Origin of the sequence: Actinacidiphila alni, from assembly GCF_900112845.1 — a bacterium.
Classification (GTDB): Bacteria; Actinomycetota; Actinomycetes; order Streptomycetales; family Streptomycetaceae; genus Actinacidiphila; species Actinacidiphila alni.
This window is the reverse complement of record NZ_FONG01000001.1, coordinates 417,397-434,653: the sequence shown is the minus strand read 5'-3', so window position 1 is coordinate 434,653 and position 17,257 is coordinate 417,397. Positions and strand designations below refer to the sequence as shown.

Here is a 17,257-nt window from a genome sequence, read left to right as displayed (position 1 = left end):
CTGCTCCGGTGGGTGGGCGCCCGGGGCGGGACGGGCGGGCGGGCCGCCGCGTCCCGCCGCCGGGCGCGGAACGGGGGCCTGGCTCAGGACAGGGTGATCCGGTCGATGTCGGGCGCCCAGCCGGACGGATTGCCGATCGTGATCGTGTTGCCGCCGCCCGCCGCCAGATCGACCGTGACCGTCTTCGTACCGACGGTGTTCCAGTCCCCGGTGGACGGGAAGGAGACGGCCGTCCCGGTCCCGCCGTTGACGGCGACGGTGGCGGTGCGGTCCTCGGCGGTCGCGTAGTGGACGGTGATCGTGGCAGGGCCGCCGCTGCCGCCGTCGACTCCGGTGAAGGTGAGCGTCGCGCCGTTGCCGACGTAGCCGACCTTGGCGCCGCCGGAGCAGCCCGCGCAGGTCGCGGTCACCGCGCCGCCGGTGAGGGTGTTGCCGGACGCCTCGGCCTCGTAGCTGCCGGAGGCGGTGCTGCCGCCGGAGCCGACGGTCATCGCGCCCAGGCCCAGCCAGCCGTCGGCGTTCTGGGTGGCGTTGGCGAAGCGCAGTTTCTTGGCGTTGGCGCTGACCGACTCCAGCGGGTTCTTCACCCGCAGCACGAGTTGGTAGGAGCCGGTGGCCACGGACGACAGGTCGACGGCGGTCTGGAAATACTGCGGGTAGCCGTAGTCGAGGTAGGTGGGGTCGGAGCCGACGCCCCAGTCGGGGAAGGCGCGGATCTTCTGCGGCATGACGGTCCGCAGGTCCCAGGGGGTGTCCCAGGTCTTGACGACGCTGCCGCTGCTGTTCTTCAGGCCGAGGGTGACCTGCCAGGGGTAGTAGAAGGGCGCGACACCGTCATTGGTCATCCGGACGCCGATGTTCGTCGTCCCGCTCGCGCTGTTCTTGTAGTACGCGTCGGTGACGCCGAGGTCGTAGCCCATCAGCCTGACCGCGGCGCCGACGTTGGGGTCGGTGGGCGAGTAGCTGAGGCTGCCCTGGTCGATCTTCCAGGTGGTGTGCTCCAGTTCGATGCACGCCTTCATGTTGTCGACCTGGCCCGAGCCGCCGGGCCAGGAGGAGAAGGCGGACGGCTGGATCTCCGGACGCACCTCACCGCCCATGGAGTCGGTGATCCACTTGTTCTCGGTGCCTTCGTTCAGGTCGGCCTGCAGTTGCGAGTAGTCGGCGCCGCCGAGCGACTGCGGCAGGGTGACGCCCGCCAGCGGGCTGCCTTCGCGGTAGCAGAAGGAGTCGTCGTGGTAGCCGATGTCCAGGTCGTTCGCGGCGCCGCCGCCGGAGGACGGGTAGCGCACCTCCAGCTTGGTGTGCTGGAAGGCGTTGTCGTAGTCCTGGATGACCCGGGCGGCGTGCGCGTCGGTGGGCATGTAGTTCGGGAAGCTGTCCGAGGAGGTGTCGGTGTCGTACGGCCAGGTGTGCCATTCGCCCCACAGCCCGATCAGGCCGAGGTTGATGAAGCCGATGCGGGGGTCGCCGTCGTAGCGGGCGCCGTAGGCGGCGATGAAGGCGTCCAGTGCGTCGAGCAGGTACGGGCTGTCGTAGTCGGGGCTGGTAGTGCCCCACTGGGTGTTGGTGCGGTACGTGACGTGCCCGTCGAAGCAGTGCGGGATGGCGTTGGCGGGGTGGGTGCCGGTGCCGCCCGGATACTCCATGTAGAAGCGGATCGCGGCCTGGTTGCCGTAGGAGGCGATCTCGTCGAGCGCGTTGTCGACGATGCTCCAGTTGTAACTGCCGCAGTTGTTCGGGTCGGTCATCACCTCGGACAGGCCGAAGTAGCTCCACTGCAGCGCGTGCGGGTAGCCGGTGTTCTCGTCGCTGCCGGGCGAGTAGAAGGTCGCGAAGCCCTTCAGCGGGTTGTCCACCGGGCCGGGGGCCGACGCCAGCGCGTGGTCCTGGAGCGACGGATCGGGGGTGGCCGGCGGCGCGGGCCGGGCCGGGACACCGTGCGGCACGGCGGTGAACGCGGCGGCGGCTTTCGCTTTCGCCGCCGCCGTGCCGGCGCCGGTGGTGGCGGTGGCCGGGCTCGCCGGGAGCACGGTGAAGGCGATGGCGACCACGGCCGTGCACAGGGCGATCACCGCCGTCAGGACACGTGGGGGCACAAGGGTACGCATGGAACCGACCTCCTGGTGAAGGCGTGGCGGACCCGGGCTCCGGCTGTGCGGCTCGCCGGAGCCCCGGCTCGGGGGGGGTGGGGTGGGACGTGGAGCTGATACGCGAGGGTCGTACGGATCGGGGGGGGGCGGGTGGGCGGTCGGGCGTCAGCGGACCCGGTTCGTACCGAGGGTCAGCCAGCCGTTCACGGTGCGGTCCTGGTCGGCGTTGGCGAAGCGCAGCGGCACACCGTTCGGCAGCGGATTCGCGGCGCGCATGACCAGCGTGTACGTACCGGGCCGCAGCCCGGACGCGCCGAGCGACGCGGTGAGCTGCCGGGGTTCGCCCGGCTCGATCGCGGTCAGCTTCCAGGGCGTGGTCCACGTCCTGGCGATACGGCCGCGGCTGTCGACCGCGGCGATCTGCACCGGCCAGTCGTAGGAGAACGGTGCGACGCCGGTGTTCTCCATCCGGACGCCGACGGTGAGGGAGCGGCCGCCGGCTTGTGTCCGGGCGGCGGTGACCCGCAGCCGGTAGCCGAGCGACTGCGCGCCGGCCAGTGCCCGGTCGCGGTCGGCGCCGGTGTGGCCGGGGGCGAAGGCGTACTGGTCGAGCAGCCAGGAGGCGTGGGTGGCGGCGACGCTGGCGGCGAAGTCGTTGTCCGCGCCGTCCTCGACGACCGGGCAGTCGGGGGTCGCGTCGAAGATGCAGCCCTGGATCTCGGGGCGCAGTTCGCCGCCGACCGGTTGGGTGCGCCACTTGTCGGTGGTGCCCGCCGCGATCGCCTTGTCCATGAAGTGCCAGCCGGTGCCGGGCAGGGTCTCCACCGCGAAGGAGTCGTCGTGGTAGCCCATGCCGAGCGCCGCGTTGTCCGTGCTCGGGTAGCGGGCCTGGAGCCTGGTGGTGTCGAAGGCCGCGTCGAAGTCGCGCAGCACGCGCCGCTGTTCGGCCGGTGAGGCGAACCAGTCCTCCGGCAGTGTCGTCCCGTCGTGCGGGTAGGTGTGCCACTCGCCCCAGAAGCCGAGCAGCCCGAGCTGGAGGAAGCCGATCCGCGGGTCGCCGTCGTAGCGGGCGCCGAGCGCGGCGATGAACCGGTCGAGCGCGGAGTCCAGGGCGGGGTCGTCGTAGTCGGGTGAGACGCTGACGCCGTTGTTGCCGAAGTCCTGGTAGGGGTGCGTGGTTAGACCGCCGTCGAGCAGATAGCGCGGGACGCCGCTGGGCTTGCCCGGGTAGTCCAGGTAGAAGCGGAAGGCCGCCTGGTGGCCGCGCGCGGCGATCGTGTCGAGCTGTGTGTCGAGGGCGCCCCAGTCGAAGGTGTCGGGGCCGGTCATGACCGCGTTCAGCGGCAGGTAGAACCACTCCATCGCGTACGGGAAGGTGCTGTAGTCGCCCGCGTAGGGGATGAAGCCCTCCAGCGGGTTGGCCTCCGGCGTGGCGCCCGGCGCGAGCTGCCGCCAGCCGTGCGCGGACGCGGGGGCCGGGTGCCCCGGGTATCCCGGATGTCCCGGGCGTCCCGGGTGCGCGGCGTGCGCCGAGGCGGCGCCCGGCAGCAGCAGGCCGCCGCCGACCAGCGTGCTCAGCGCGACCAGTACCGACAGTCCCCGTCTTCGTGTGCGACCCGTGTGGTGTGTGCGGCTGGGAGTGACCACAGGTCAGGAATCCCTTCGTCTGTTTCCTCGTAGATACGAGGAGGTGTTGACAAAATTTCGAAGAGCTTCATCATTATTGAGGTGCAGATCGGCCTGTGGCAAGGGTCACAACCATGATCGAGAGCAATGGACCGGAAGAGGAGGCCCGATGACCGTGCTGACCGGCTGGACGTCCGGCGAAGCGGCGGCCCCGAGCCGCGACGGGCACGGCGCCCCCGCCCGAAGACCCAGGCGCCCGCGCGACGACCGAAGGGTCGCGCCGCTGTTCATCGCCCCGGTCCTCATCGGATTCGCCGTCTTCTACGTGTATCCGACCGTCCGCGGCGTGTGGTTCTCGGTGACCGACTACAGCCTTCTCAACTCACCGTCGTACGTGGGCTCGGACAACTACTCCGAGCTGCTGCACGACGACCAGTTCTGGAACTCGCTGAAGGTCACCGCCTATTACGTCGGCATCAACATCGTGTCCCAGACGGTGCTGGCACTCGGCCTCGCGGCCCTGATGCACCGGCTGACCCGCTCGGCGGTGCTGCGCGCGACGCTGCTGCTGCCCTGGCTGGTGCCCAATGTCACCGTCGGCCTGCTGTGGGCGTGGCTGCTGGACGCCAACCTCGGCTTCGCCAACCACCTGCTGCACAGCATGGGCGTCGGCACGGTCTCCTTCTACTCGCCGACCTGGGCGATGCCGTCGGTGGCCCTGGTCAACACCTGGGCGTACACCGGCTACACCGCGCTGCTGCTCTACGCCGGGATGCTGCAGATCCCGCAGGAGCTGTACGAGAGCGCCGTGGTCGACGGCGCCGGGGAGTTCCGGATGTTCCGCCGGATCACGCTGCCGCTGCTGCGGCCGATCCTCGCACTGGTCCTGGTGGTCTCGCTGATCGGGTCGTTCCAGATCTTCGACACGGTCGCCGTCGTCTACCGCGGCTCGCCGATCCCGGAGACCCGGGTCATCTACTTCTACATCTACCAGCAGGCGTTCACGTTCTTCCACATGGGCTACGCCTCCGCCGTCGCCATGGTGCTCGTGGTCATCCTCGGCCTGCTCACCTTCGTACAACTGCGGCTGCTGCGCGCCTCGCGCTCGGACCTCGGTTAGGCCAGGAGATTCGATGTCTTCGATGTCAGCAAGACGGGGCTCGCGGATCGGCCGCGGCATGGCCTGGGCGATCCTGATCGCCGCGGTGCTGGTGACGGTGTTCCCGTTCTACTGGATGGTGCGCACCGCGCTCACCCCGGCCGGCGACCTGTTCGCCGACTCGCACGCGCTGTGGCCGCACCACCCGACGCTGATCAACTTCAAACGCGTACTGGGCATGACGAGCGCGGAGCGGGCGCGCGCCGCCGGCGGCTCCGGGGCGCAGATCAACTTCCTCTGGTACACGCTGAATTCGATCATCTACAGCGCGGTGATCGCGATCGCGCAGACCTTCTTCTGCGCGATGGCCGGCTACGCCTTCGCCCGGCTGCGCTTCCCCTTCCGGGACGCCCTGTTCGGCATCCTGGTCGCGGCCCTGATGGTCCCGCCGATCTTCACGCTGCTGCCGAACTTCACGATGGTCAAGAACCTCGGCCTGATGAACACCTTCTTCGGACTCGTGGCGCCGAGCGTGCTGATGACGCCCTTCGCGGTGTTCTTCCTGCGCCAGTTCTTCCTCTCCATCCCCAAGGAGGTGGAGGAGGCCGCCGTGCTCGACGGTGTCGGCCGCTGGGGTGCCTTCTGGCGGATCATCGTGCCGATGAGCCGCGGCCCGCTGATCACCATCGGGCTGACCACCACCGTGTGGGCCTGGAAGGACTATCTGTGGCCGCTGCTGGTCGGACGCGGTGAACACACCCGGGTGCTGACCGTCGCCCTCGGCGTCTTTCTGCAGCAGTCCCCCAACACCCAGCCGGACTGGACCGGCCTGATGGCCGGCTCCACGCTCTCGGTCCTGCCGGTACTCGTCCTGCTGATCTTCCTGGGCAAGCGGCTGGTCCAGTCGCTCAACTTCAGCGGCATCAAGTAGACGACGGCGGCCCGCCCGACCACCGACGTACCCACCCGCGCACACAGAGGACTCCCCCAATGAGACACGCCATCAGACTCTCCGCGAGAAACTCCGCGAAGGCCGCGGGAGCGGTGCTGACCCTCGCCCTCGTCGGCACCACGGCCGCCTGCGGCGGCAGCGGCTCCGACGACGCCTCCGGCGGCAAGACGACCATCAACTACTGGCTGTGGGACGACAACCAGACCGCCTCGTACCAGGCGTGCGCCGACGCCTTCCACGCCGCGAACCCGGACATCACGGTGAAGATCACCCAGACCGCGTGGAACGAGTACTGGCAGAACCTCACCACCCAGCTCGCCTCCGGCAGCGCCCCGGACGTCTGGACCGACCAGGCGTCGTACTATCCGCAGTTCGCCACCAGCAACCAGATCCTGGACATCCAGCCGTACGTCGACAAGGACAAGGTCGACCTGACGCAGTATCAGGCGGGGCTCGCCGACCTGTGGGTCAAGGACGGCAAGCGCTACGGGCTGCCGCAGGACTGGGACACCATGGCGCTGGTCTACAACACCACGCTGCTGGGCAAGCAGGGCATCCAGGCGTCGAATCTCACCGACCTGACCTGGAACCCGTCCGACGGCGGCACCCTTGAGCAGACCATCGCCAAGGCCACGGTCGACAAGAACGGCCACAACGGCCTGGACCCGGCCTTCGACAAGAACAACGTCAAGGTCTACGGCTTCCTGCCGGAATGGGCCGACGGCTCGCAGGGCCAAAACGGCTGGGGCGACCTCGCGGCCAGCAACGGCTTCACCTTCGTCGACAAGAATCCGTGGGGCACCCACTACAACTACGACGACCCGAAGCTCGCCGAGACCATCGAGTGGTTCAAGCACCTGATCGACAAGGGCTATTCGCCGAAGTTCGACGCCCAGTCGACCCTCGGCCGGGACGCGGTGATGGACGCCGGACAGGGCGCGATCACCGTCGCGGGGTCGTGGACCATCAACTCCTACCTGTCCGCGACCGCCAAGCAGAAGTACGCCTTCGCGCCGCTGCCGGTCGGCCCGGCCGGCCGCAAGACCCCGATCAACGGCCTGTCCAACGCCATCTACGCCGGCACCAAGCACAAGGACCAGGCGTGGCAGTGGGTGAAATTCCTCGGCTCCAGCTCCTGCCAGGACCTCGTCGCCAAGAACGCCGTGGTGTTCCCGGCGATCAAGGAGGCGAGCGCCAAGGCGCTGGCCGCGCACAAGGCCAAGGGCCAGGACGCGCATGTGTTCACCGACGAGGCCGCGGCGCCGAACGGCACCTACTTCCTGCCGGTCACCGATCACGGCAATGAGATCAGCCAGACCGTCCAGGACGCCGTCCAGTCGGTCATCCTCGGCAAGAGCGACGCGGCGAGCGCGCTGAAGAAGGCGAACGACACGGTCAACGGGATGTTCAAGTAGCGGCGCCGGTCGGCTGCGGAGCGGTCCGGGGGACGCTCCGCGCCGCCTGCCGATCACCGCGACCGTCCCCCGCACTCACTCACCACACTCCTAAGGAGAGTCATGGCGTTGCTCGTGGAACTGGCCGGACGGACGTTCGCCGTGGAGTCGGGCGGTTCCGGCGCGCCGGAACCGGTCGAGGGCGGCGTGCTGCTGCCGCCCGGTCGGGTGGCCGTGCTGCACGCCCTCGGCGACACGCTGTTCTACCGGCACGGCCACAATTCGTGGAGCCCGTGCGGCTGGCGGCGGCTGTCCGAGGCGCCGCTGCGGATCGCCGACCCCCGCAGACGTGTCACCGCCGACGACCCGCGGTGGGACGACCCGCACCGCCACCACTCCTCCGCGGTCGCCGCGCTCCAGGGCCCGGACGGCGACGTCCTGCTGCTCGGCTCGCTCGGCCTCGGCGTGCCGCGGCTGTCCGCCGACACCGACACCCTGGCCGGCTGGTACGAGACCGGGGCCGCCCCATGGTTCCTGGCCTACGGCCCCGAGCAGGAGGTGTTCGCCGCCTACGCCCGGCACCTCGCGGATCGGCTCGGCGCCCGCGACCGCCGGGCGGGCAATGTGTGGTGCACCTGGTACGCGTACTACGAGGGCATCACCGAGGAGCAACTCGCCGAGGACTTCGGGGACTTGCGGGGGCTGCCGTTCGACGTCGTGCAGGTGGACGACGGCTGGGAGACCATGGTCGGCGACTGGCACCCCAACGCTAAATTCCCCTCGGGGATGGCCGCGCTCGCGGGCCGGATCAGCGACGCGGGCATGGTGCCGGGCCTGTGGCTCGCGCCCTTCATCGCGCTGCCCGACTCCGACATCGCCCGGCAGCGGCCGGAGTTGCTGCTCCGCGACGCCAACGGGCAGCCGGTGACGGCCGGTTACAACTGGGGCACCGGCTACTGGGCGCTGGATCTGGCCAAGCCGGCGGCCCGCGACCACATCGCCGTCATGATCCACCGCATCGTGCACGAGTGGGGCTTCCGCTACCTCAAGCTGGACTTCATCAACGGCGCGCTCGCGCCGGCGCCGCGGGGCGACGGGGTCGACCGGGAGCAGGTCTACCGGGACGCGCTGACGCTGATCCGCTCCATCGCGGGCGAGGACGTCTATCTGCTCGGCAGCGGCGCGGTGCTGCTGCCGTCGCTCGGCCTGTTGGACGGGCTGCGCAGCGGCCCCGATGTGGCGCCGATCTGGCAGCACTACGCCAGCGACGACCCGTCGGACGCCATGGCGCGCAATGCGGTGGCCAACTCGGTGCACCGGCTCTGGCAGGCGCCGCTGGCCGAGGTCGACCCGGATGTCGTGTACTTCCGGCGGCGGCTCAATCTCCTCACCGACCAGCAGCTGGAGTGGCTGCGCGACCTGGCCGACATCTGCGGCTTCCGCGGGGTGTCGGATCCGCCGAGCTGGCTCAGCCCGGAGGAGCGCGCCGCCATGATCAAGTACCTGGCGCGCCGCCCGGAGGTGCGTCAGCTGGGCAGGTACCGCTACGCGCTGGACGGCCGGGAAGTCGATTTCACCGCCGCGGTGAGCCCCGACGGCGCCGGGCAGTTGTATCCGATCTCCTGAGGAGCGGATACAATTCGTAAAGACCCCAGCAATATTCGGCGGCGGGGTCATGGGGACAGCCCGGAGAGGGGTTGCGCGTTGACCGACATGGCAGGCACCGGTACCGACCTGAACAGGCTCCGCGAGCTGAATTCGCTGAGCATCGTCCGGGCGCTGCGCGGCAACCCGCCGTCCACGGTCACCGAGCTGTCCGCCCGTACCGGGCTGTCCCGCCCGTCGGCCGACGTGATGGTCAAGGCCCTCGTCGCCGACGGCTGGGCCACCGTCGTCGAACCGGCCGCGAACAGCGTGGTCGGCAGGCCCGCGCGGCGCTACCAGTTCCGCGCGGACGCCGGCCACGTCCTGGGCATCGACGTCGGCGGCCACAAGATCCTGGCCATGCTCGCCGACCTCGACGGCACGGTCGTGCACAGCACGCGGGTCGCCGTCACCCCCGACGCCGATCCGGCGTCCCGGCTGGCCGCGATGGACACCGTCATCGCGAACTGCCTGGCCGAGACGGGCTTCTCCGGCGACGATCTGTGGGCCATCACCGTCGGTGTCACCGGGCCGGTCGACGAGACCGGCCGCACCACCTTGTTCACCCCGCTGCCCGGCTGGACGAGCGTCAATCCGGCCGAGCACCTGGCCGCGCGCTTCGACGCGCCGATCCGCGTCGAGAACGACTGCAAGCTCGCCGCCGTCGCCGAACGCTGGCACGGCGTCGCCCAGGACGCCGACGACATCGTCTATCTGCTGGCCGGCATCCGCACCGGCGCGGGCCTGATCATCGACGGCACGCTGCGGCGCGGCTACGGCGGCGCCGCGGGCGAGATCGGGGCACTGCGCCAGGTGCGCTGGCTCGGCGCCCCCGCCCATCTGCAGAACTGCCCGGGGCTGCCGGAGTCGGTCGCGCCGGACGACGCCGCCGCCTGGGTCTTCTCCGCCGCCAGGGACGGCGACAAGGCCGCGAAGGCCGCCGTCCGCCGTTACGTCCGGGACCTGGCCGTCGGCGCCGCCGCCCTCGTCCTGACCCTCGACCCGCATGTGGTCGTGGTCGGCGGCGGCTACTCGCGCTCGGCCGACATCATCCTCGAACCGCTGGAGCGCGAACTCCAGCGGCTGTGCCTGCGCGTCCCCGAGATCCGGGCCTCCACGCTGGCCGACGAGGGTGTGGCGCTGGGCGCGCTGCGGCTGGCGCTGGACGAGGTCGACGCCCGGCTGTTCACCACCTCGCTCCCGGCCCCGCTCGCGCCGCCCGCAGGCTGAGTCCTCCCCGGCCGCCGTCCCGTGCGGGAAGGCAGCCGTCCCGTACGGAAAGGCGCGGGCCGGGACTGCCGTATCGTGGGGCGCGCAGCTGGTTCGCCCTGCCCGCCAGGCAGGGTGTCGCAAGAGGGAACCCGGTGGGAATCCGGGACTGCCCCGCAGCGGTGAGCGGGAACGACCGCCGTCATACGCACTGGGCCCGTGCCGGGCCTGGGAAGCGACGGCCAGTAGGTGTCCTCCGGTCAGGAGGGCGGGCCCGCGAGTCCGAAGACCTGCCCGTTGCCCGTACGCGACCGATCGCGTACGGCTTCCCGGTGACCTCGTGGGCGGGTCGGCGTGCACTTCGGACAGCAGCGGCCCCTCTCGCGGGCGCCGCCGGGCCGTCCGCTCGTCACCCCTTCGCCTCCGCGTCCCGTCGCCGGGATTCAGGGAGTTGTCTCGCGAAGGAGATTTCCGTGACACCGAAGTCCGCAGCCGCGGCAGCACGGGCCACCGTGTACGGCTACCCGCGCCAGGGCGCGCACCGGGAGCTGAAGAAGGCGGTCGAGGGGTACTGGAAGGGCCGCGTCACCGCGGACGCCCTCCGGGCGACCGCCACCGACCTGCGCCGCACCGCCTGGCGGCAGCTCGCCGACGCCGGCATCCACGAGGTGCCCACCGGTGACTTCTCGTACTACGACCATGTCCTGGACACCTCCGTCATGGTCGGCGCGATCCCCGAGCGGCACCGCGCCGCCGTCGAAACCGACGCGCTGGACGGCTACTTCGCGATGGCGCGCGGCACGCAGGACGTGGCGCCGCTGGAGATGACGAAGTGGTTCGACACCAACTACCACTATCTCGTCCCGGAGTTGGGCCCCGACACCGTCTTCGCCGCCGATTCGGCCAAGCAGGTCGCGGAGGTGAAGGAGGCGCTCGCGCTCGGCCTGGACGCGCGCCCGGTGCTGGTCGGCCCGGTGACGTATCTGCTGCTCGCCAAGCCCGCGCCGGGCGTGGCCGCCGACTTCGAGCCGCTGACCCTGCTGGACCGGCTGCTGCCCGTCTACGCCGAGGTGCTCGCCGATCTGCGGGCGGCCGGGGCGGGCTGGGCCCAACTGGACGAACCCGCCCTGGTCCAGGACCGCACACCGGCCGAACTGAACGCCGCCGCCCGCGCCTACCGCGACCTCGGCGGCCTGACCGACCGCCCCAAGCTGCTGGTCGCCTCCTACTTCGACCGGCTCGGCGAGGCGCTGACGGTGCTCGCCAAGGCGCCGGTCGAGGGCCTGGCGCTGGACTTCACCGAGGCCGCGGCGGCCAATCTGGAGGATCTGGCCGCCGTCGGCGGCCTGCCCGGAAAGCGGCTGGTCGCCGGCGTCGTCAACGGCCGCAACATCTGGATCAACGACCTCCAGAAGTCGCTGACCGTCCTCGGCACCCTGCTCGGGCTCGCCGACCGCGTCGATGTCGCCGCCTCCTGCTCGCTGCTGCACGTGCCGCTGGACACCGCGCCGGAGCGGGACATCGATCCGCAGATCCTGCGCTGGCTGGCCTTCGCCCGGCAGAAGACCGCCGAAGTGGTCACGCTCGCCAGGGGACTTGCCCGGGGCCCGGGCGCGATCGCGGGCGAAGTTGCCGCCAATCGCGCCGACCTGGCCTCCCGCGCTTCCTCCCCCATCACCCGCGACACGGCGGTACGGGCCCGCGCCGAAGCCGTCACCGACGCCGACACGCGGCGCTCGCAGCCGTACGAGGAGCGGGCCGCCGCCCAGCGCGCCCGGCTGGGACTGCCGCTGCTGCCGACCACCACGATCGGCTCCTTCCCGCAGACCGGTGAACTGCGCACCGCACGAGCCGACTTGCGCGCCGGCCGGATCGACACGGCCGGCTACGAGACGCGGATCAGGGCCGAGATCGCGGAGGTCATCGCCTTCCAGGAGAAGGCCGGACTCGACGTCCTCGTGCACGGCGAGCCCGAACGCAACGACATGGTGCAGTACTTCGCCGAGCAGCTCACCGGCTACCTCGCCACCCGGCACGGCTGGGTGCAGTCCTACGGCACCCGTTACGTCCGCCCGCCGGTCCTGGCCGGCGACATCTCGCGGCCCGCGCCGATGACGGTGCGCTGGACGTCCTACGCCCAGTCGCTCACCGCCCGCCCCGTCAAGGGGATGCTCACCGGACCCGTCACGATGCTGGCCTGGTCCTTCGTCCGTGACGACCAGCCGCTCGCCGACACCGCGCGGCAGGTCGCCCTCGCCCTGCGCGACGAGGTCCACGACCTCCAGGCGGCGGGCACTTCGGTGATCCAGGTGGACGAGCCGGCGCTGCGCGAGACGCTGCCGCTGCGCGCCGCCGGCAGGCCCGCGTATCTGGCGTGGGCGACCGACGCCTTCCGCCTGACCACCGGCGGGGTGCGTCCCGACACCCAGATCCACACCCACATGTGCTACGCGGAATTCGGCGACATCGTGCAGGCCATCGACGACCTCGACGCCGACGTCATCAGCCTGGAGGCCGCCCGCTCCCATATGCAGGTGGCCCGCGAACTGGCCGCGCACGGCTACCCGCGCGAGGCGGGACCCGGCGTCTACGACATCCACTCCCCGCGCGTCCCCGGCGCCGACGAGGCCGCCGCGCTGCTGCGCGAGGGCCTGAAGGCGATCCCCGCGGAACGCCTGTGGGTCAATCCCGACTGCGGCCTGAAGACCCGCGGCTGGCCCGAGACCGCGGCCTCGCTGGAGAACCTGGTCGGCGCCGCCCGTACGGTCAGGGCGGAGCTCTCCGGGTCCTGACCGGCGGTGGACGGGGCCGCCAAGAGGGCGCGATCGCCCTCTTGGCGGCTTCCGCCCGGGCGGCTACATTCAGGGGCCGACAACGTTGCCATGCCCACGCCATTAGGCACACCATCAGGCACGTCGTCACGCACGCCATCAGGAACCGTCCCGCCGTAGTGGAGGTATCCGATGCCAGGTCCCCACCCTTCCGCCGGAACCCGATCACGCTCCCTCGCCCGGGCCGCCGCCGCCCGGATCCGAGTACGGGCCCGGGCCCGTACCGCTCCGCGGCGCGGCAGGCTCGCGCTGTGCGCCGCCGCCGCGACGCTGGCGGTGGCCGCCGTCCCGGTCACCGCGGCGCAGGCCACGGCCGCCGCTGCCGCCACCCCTTCCGGGCTCGACTATGTGGCGATGGGCAGTTCCTTCGCCGCGGGGCCCGGAATCCCGCCGACGCAGTCCGGCAGCGGCGCCTCGGCCTGCGCCCGGTCGGCCAACAACTACTCCAGCATCGTGGCCCGCGAGACCGGGGCCAATCTCACGGACGCGTCGTGCAGCGGCGCGACGACCGCGAATCTGCTGACCGTCAGTCAGGCCGGCCAGCCGCCGCAGGTCAACGCCGTCACCAGCGCCACGCGCACCGTCACGATCACCATCGGCGGCAACGACGTGAACTATCTGGGCAGTCTGGACGCCTACACCTGCCAGAGCGGTGGCGGCACCAACTGCGCGGGTGTGGACCGCGGCGCCATCGACCAGACCTTCGGTGTGCTCGCCGGGCGGCTGGAGAATGTGGTGAACGCCGTCCACAGCGCGTCGCCGCAGGCGCATGTCTATCTGGTCAACTACTTCACGATCCTTCCGGACTCCGGCGCGTGCACCGATGTGCCGCTCACCGCCGACCAGTTGGCGTACGAGCGCAGCATCGCCTCGCGGCTGGCGGACGCGACCGCCACCGCGGCGAGCGTGGCCGGCGCGACACTGGTCGACCTCGCCGCCGCCAGCCACGGTCACGACGCCTGTTCCGCCGACCCGTGGGTGGAGACGGGCCGGCCGCCGGCCGGGCGGTCGCAGTACCACCCGAACGAGGCGGGCATGCGCAACGCGGCGAACCTGGTGGAGTCCGCGCTCGTCTCCGCGGGCCAACTGCGCACCGCCGCCGTCCACTCGGGCATCGCGGGCAAGTGCGTGGACATCAACAACAGCGGGACCGCCGACGGCACCGCCGTCCAGCTCTACGGCTGCAACGGCACCGCCGCGCAGAAGTGGACGTACACCCCCACGGCCGGCGGCGCGCTGCGCGCGCTCGGCAAGTGCCTGGACGTCAGCGGCGGCGGCACCGCCGACTACACGAAGGTGCAGTTGTGGAGCTGCAACGGCTCCGGCGCGCAGCGCTGGGTGCCCGGTCCGGGCTCCTCACTGGTCAACCCCCAGTCGGGCCGCTGCCTCGACGACCCCAACAGCTCCACGGCGGACCGGACGCAGCTCCAGATCTTCGACTGCAACAGCACCGCGGCACAGCAGTGGACGTTCGTGAGCTGAGCCGTCGCCGGGGCGAACGAGTGCCCCGACGCTGCGAGTTGGGCCCGGTACGCGCCCACCGTCGCCCGTACGGGGCCACCGTCAGACGTTGCGGTGACCCCAACGGGCGTCGGCCGCCGCCCAGTCGGCCGCCCAGCGGTCCGACCGGCGGCGGCCGACCACCTTGTCCGTGATCACGCAGCCGAGCCCGGCCACGACGCACACGCCGAGCGCCGACAGGCCGCCGAAGACACCCGCCTGGAACTGCGCCACGGAGCGCGCCAGCGGCGGCGCGGCCAGTCGGCCCCGGTCGTCGGTCCAGACCTGGACGACGGCGCCGCGGGACGAGCCGGGTCCGGCCTTGACGGTGCCGGTGCGCGCCGTGCCGTCCGGGGCCTTCCAGCTCGCCGGCACCTCCACCTTGGTGGCGCCGAAGTGGGCCGGGGCGTCCTTCGTCAGCACCGCGCCGACGCTGTGCCGGGCGGCGCGCTCCTGCCCGTACCGGTGGTCGAGTCCCTGGGCGACGAAGGTGCCGGCCAGGACCGCACCGGCCAGCGCGAGCAGGCCGACCGCGAGGAAGACCCATGCCTCGACGGCGTACGAACGCCGCCGCAGCGGATTCGGCCGGACGCGCCACAACCATGACCTGCGCCTCATGATCGGTCCCTCCTTCGCGGGTGGCCCGACAGCGCCAGGGGCGCCGTTGTCTCCACTCCTCCATCTTCCCGCTTACGGCGCCGCTACGGAGGGGCCTTCCGGCCCCGAAACAGATGCTCTCCGGCCACCTTGGAGGACGGGGCCGGGCTCAGACGAGCGCGAGCAGCAGGGCGGAGAGTTCGGCCGGCATGGTGATCATGCAGTCGTGGCCGGTCGGCAGCGTGTGGACCTGCGCGGGTGTGCCGTTGGGCTGGATCGGGGGAACGGGGCGGCGGGTGATGCCCGGCGGCCTGGCGCCCTCGTTGTGGATGTGCGTGCGCGCGATCGCGTCGGCCGCCGGATTGTCCAGCCGCACCGGCTGCTGGAGGCAGCGCACCGTGTGGTCGGAGAGCATGCCGCGCAGCCAGGCCACGTCCGCCGGGTCCGTGACGCCGAACAGGCCGTACGGCGCGGGCTGTTCGGGCATCGGCGGTACGCGCCAGCCGCTCTCCGAGCGCTCGGCCGCTTCGATCAACTGCCGGGTGATGGGGATGACATCGGCCGCGGACTCCCCGTCGCGCGGCACCATCGCGTCGAGGTAGACCAGGTGCGCGAGGCGTTCCGGTATCCGATGGGCGACGGCGGAGATCACCAGGCCCGCGTAGCTGTGGCCGACGAGGACGACGTCGCGCAGATCGCGTTCGGTGATCACCCCGACCACGTCGTCGGTGTGGGTGTCGAGCCCGACGTCGGGGCCGAGCAGGTGCGCCTTGTCGCCGTAGCCGGTCAGGGACGGCGCCACCACCAAGTGCCCGGCCGCCTCCAGCAGCGGGACCACCCGCTCCCAGCAGCGGTTGTCGTGCCATGCGCCGTGCACCAGCAGGAATGTGGACATGAGAATGCGGTCCTTCGTCGTAGCGGCAGGAGAGCACGGTGGGCCGCGCCCCGCTGACCTGCGGTGCTGGCGGTTCCCTTTTGTGCCTCGGTACTGTTCTGGTACTTCATGCATGCTGGTGCACATGACTCACCGTGGGCAATAAGGCACTTTTCGGTGCCTCGGTTCTCCGGAGGTAACCATGGACGACAGGGCGGGCGGCGCCGCACGGCCGGTACCGGCGGTGGCGCCGGGGGACGCGTGCCGGACCCGGGTGGTGCTCGACATCGTCGGGGACAAGTGGTCGCTGCTCGTGGTCCGCAATCTGCGGAACGGGCCGCGCCGCTTCACCGAACTGAAGAAGGCCGTCGACGGGATCAGCCAGCGCATGCTCACCGTGACGCTGCGCAGCCTGGAGCGGGACGGCATCCTGACCCGCACCGTGCACGGCGTGATGCCGCCGCACGTCAGCTACGAGCTGACCGAGATGGGCCGCACACTGCGCGAGGCCACCGCTCCGCTGCTGGAGTGGAGCGTCGCGCATCTCGCCCGGATCGACGAGGCGCGGGCGGCCTACGACGCGCGGTAGTAGGGTGCCGGGAAACTTTGGTTTCCATACGATCGGGCTTGATGATCAGGCTTGACGATCGGGCTTGGGGGGCACGTCATGAGCGTCATCAGCACGGCACGCGCCGTTGTCGTCACCGGTGCCGCGGGCGGCATAGGTTCCGAGATCGTCGACCGCTTCCTGGCCAACGGGGACACCGTGGTGGCCACCGACCTGGCGCAGGACGCGCTCGACGCCTGGCGGGTCCGCTGGGACTCCGCCGCGTCCGGCGGCCGGCATCCGTCGCTGCACACCGTCGCCGCGGACATCTCCGACGAGGAGAGCGTCGCCGCGCTCGCCGGGGCCGCGCGGCAGCACACCGACCCCGTCGACGTGCTGATCAACTGCGCCGGGATCTTCCCGACCGTCCATTTCGAGCAGATGACCGTCGAGCTGTGGCGCGAGGTCCTGGACGTCAATCTCACCGGCACCTATCTGGTCACCAGGGCATTCGTACCGCTGCTGAAGGGCAGCAGCCGCGGCCGTATCGTCAACATCGGCTCCGGCTCGGCGCTCGGCGGCACCCCCATGCAGTCCGCGTACGTGGCCTCCAAGGCCGGTATCAGCGGGCTGACCCGCACCCTGGCCCGCGATCTCGGCGACTACGGCATCACCGTCAATCTGATCACCCCGGGCCTCACCCTCACCCCGGCGGCCATCGCGTCCGTCCCCGAGCCCGTACGCGAGTCACAGCGCCTCATCCGCGCCCTCAAACGGCACGCGGTCGCCGAGGACATCGCGGGCCCGGTCTTCTTCCTCGCCTCGGACGACGCCGCCTTCGTCACCGGCCAGACCCTCAACGTCGACGGCGGCCGCCACCTGCTCTGACGC

13 protein-coding genes and 1 riboswitch are annotated in these 17,257 nt (G+C 71.1%); of the genes, 9 read left to right on the top strand and 4 right to left on the bottom strand.

The annotated features are described in order from the left end of the window. Positions 1-83: 83 nt before the first annotated feature. Together BM076_RS01860 and BM076_RS01855 are read right to left on the bottom strand one after the other, a co-directional pair. Positions 84-2,111: a DUF4832 domain-containing protein gene (locus tag BM076_RS01860; protein ID WP_093711508.1), complete on the bottom strand. Its 2,028-nt coding sequence runs from the start codon at positions 2,109-2,111 to the stop codon at positions 84-86. 147 nt (positions 2,112-2,258) lie between these two features. After that, positions 2,259-3,740: a DUF4832 domain-containing protein gene (locus tag BM076_RS01855; RefSeq protein WP_218160022.1), complete on the bottom strand. Its 1,482-nt coding sequence runs from the start codon at positions 3,738-3,740 to the stop codon at positions 2,259-2,261. A 148-nt stretch (positions 3,741-3,888) separates the two neighbouring features. Here BM076_RS01855 and BM076_RS01850 point away from each other — a divergent pair, with 148 nt between their 5' ends. The 7 genes from BM076_RS01850 to BM076_RS01820 all read left to right on the top strand — a co-directional run bounded on the left by BM076_RS01850 (position 3,889) and on the right by BM076_RS01820 (position 14,330). After that, positions 3,889-4,839 carry a carbohydrate ABC transporter permease gene (locus tag BM076_RS01850; protein ID WP_093711507.1) on the top strand — a complete coding sequence of 317 codons (951 nt, stop codon included), beginning with the start codon at positions 3,889-3,891 and terminating at the stop codon, positions 4,837-4,839. 22 nt (positions 4,840-4,861) lie between these two features. Beyond that, positions 4,862-5,749: a carbohydrate ABC transporter permease gene (locus tag BM076_RS01845; protein ID WP_093711506.1), complete on the top strand. Its 888-nt coding sequence runs from the start codon at positions 4,862-4,864 to the stop codon at positions 5,747-5,749. A 59-nt stretch (positions 5,750-5,808) separates the two neighbouring features. After that, positions 5,809-7,185 (top strand): ABC transporter substrate-binding protein, encoded by a 1,377-nt coding sequence (locus BM076_RS01840; RefSeq protein ID WP_093711505.1) that lies wholly within the window; start codon positions 5,809-5,811, stop codon positions 7,183-7,185. A gap of 102 nt (positions 7,186-7,287) precedes the next feature. Next, on the top strand, positions 7,288-8,790 hold the full coding sequence (locus BM076_RS01835) for a glycoside hydrolase family 36 protein (RefSeq protein WP_093711504.1): 1,503 nt from the start codon (positions 7,288-7,290) through the stop codon (positions 8,788-8,790). Positions 8,791-8,877: 87 nt separating this feature from the next. Then, the gene (locus BM076_RS01830; protein WP_093711730.1) at positions 8,878-10,038 is read left to right on the top strand and encodes an ROK family transcriptional regulator; all 1,161 of its coding nucleotides are present in this window, start codon (positions 8,878-8,880) and stop codon (positions 10,036-10,038) included. A 72-nt stretch (positions 10,039-10,110) separates the two neighbouring features. Next, positions 10,111-10,329, top strand: a riboswitch (cobalamin riboswitch). 161 nt (positions 10,330-10,490) lie between these two features. Then, positions 10,491-12,809, top strand: a complete 2,319-nt coding sequence (gene metE, locus BM076_RS01825) for a 5-methyltetrahydropteroyltriglutamate--homocysteine S-methyltransferase (protein ID WP_093711503.1) — start codon at positions 10,491-10,493, stop codon at positions 12,807-12,809. Positions 12,810-12,980: 171 nt separating this feature from the next. After that, entirely contained in the window at positions 12,981-14,330 is a 1,350-nt protein-coding gene (locus BM076_RS01820; RefSeq protein WP_093711502.1) for an SGNH/GDSL hydrolase family protein, read from the top strand. Positions 14,331-14,411: 81 nt separating this feature from the next. Here the strand turns inward: BM076_RS01820 and BM076_RS01815 are convergent, their stop codons facing one another. Together BM076_RS01815 and BM076_RS01810 are read right to left on the bottom strand one after the other, a co-directional pair. Further along, positions 14,412-14,966: an Rv1733c family protein gene (locus tag BM076_RS01815; protein WP_143120497.1), complete on the bottom strand. Its 555-nt coding sequence runs from the start codon at positions 14,964-14,966 to the stop codon at positions 14,412-14,414. 148 nt (positions 14,967-15,114) lie between these two features. Next, positions 15,115-15,840, bottom strand: a complete 726-nt coding sequence (locus tag BM076_RS01810) for an alpha/beta fold hydrolase (RefSeq protein ID WP_093711500.1) — start codon at positions 15,838-15,840, stop codon at positions 15,115-15,117. 181 nt (positions 15,841-16,021) lie between these two features. Between BM076_RS01810 and BM076_RS01805 the strand changes: the two genes are divergently transcribed. Together BM076_RS01805 and BM076_RS01800 are read left to right on the top strand one after the other, a co-directional pair. After that, positions 16,022-16,408 (top strand): winged helix-turn-helix transcriptional regulator, encoded by a 387-nt coding sequence (locus BM076_RS01805; RefSeq protein ID WP_093711499.1) that lies wholly within the window; start codon positions 16,022-16,024, stop codon positions 16,406-16,408. A 78-nt stretch (positions 16,409-16,486) separates the two neighbouring features. After that, entirely contained in the window at positions 16,487-17,254 is a 768-nt protein-coding gene (locus BM076_RS01800) for an SDR family NAD(P)-dependent oxidoreductase (protein WP_093711498.1), read from the top strand. Positions 17,255-17,257 lie beyond the last annotated feature (3 nt).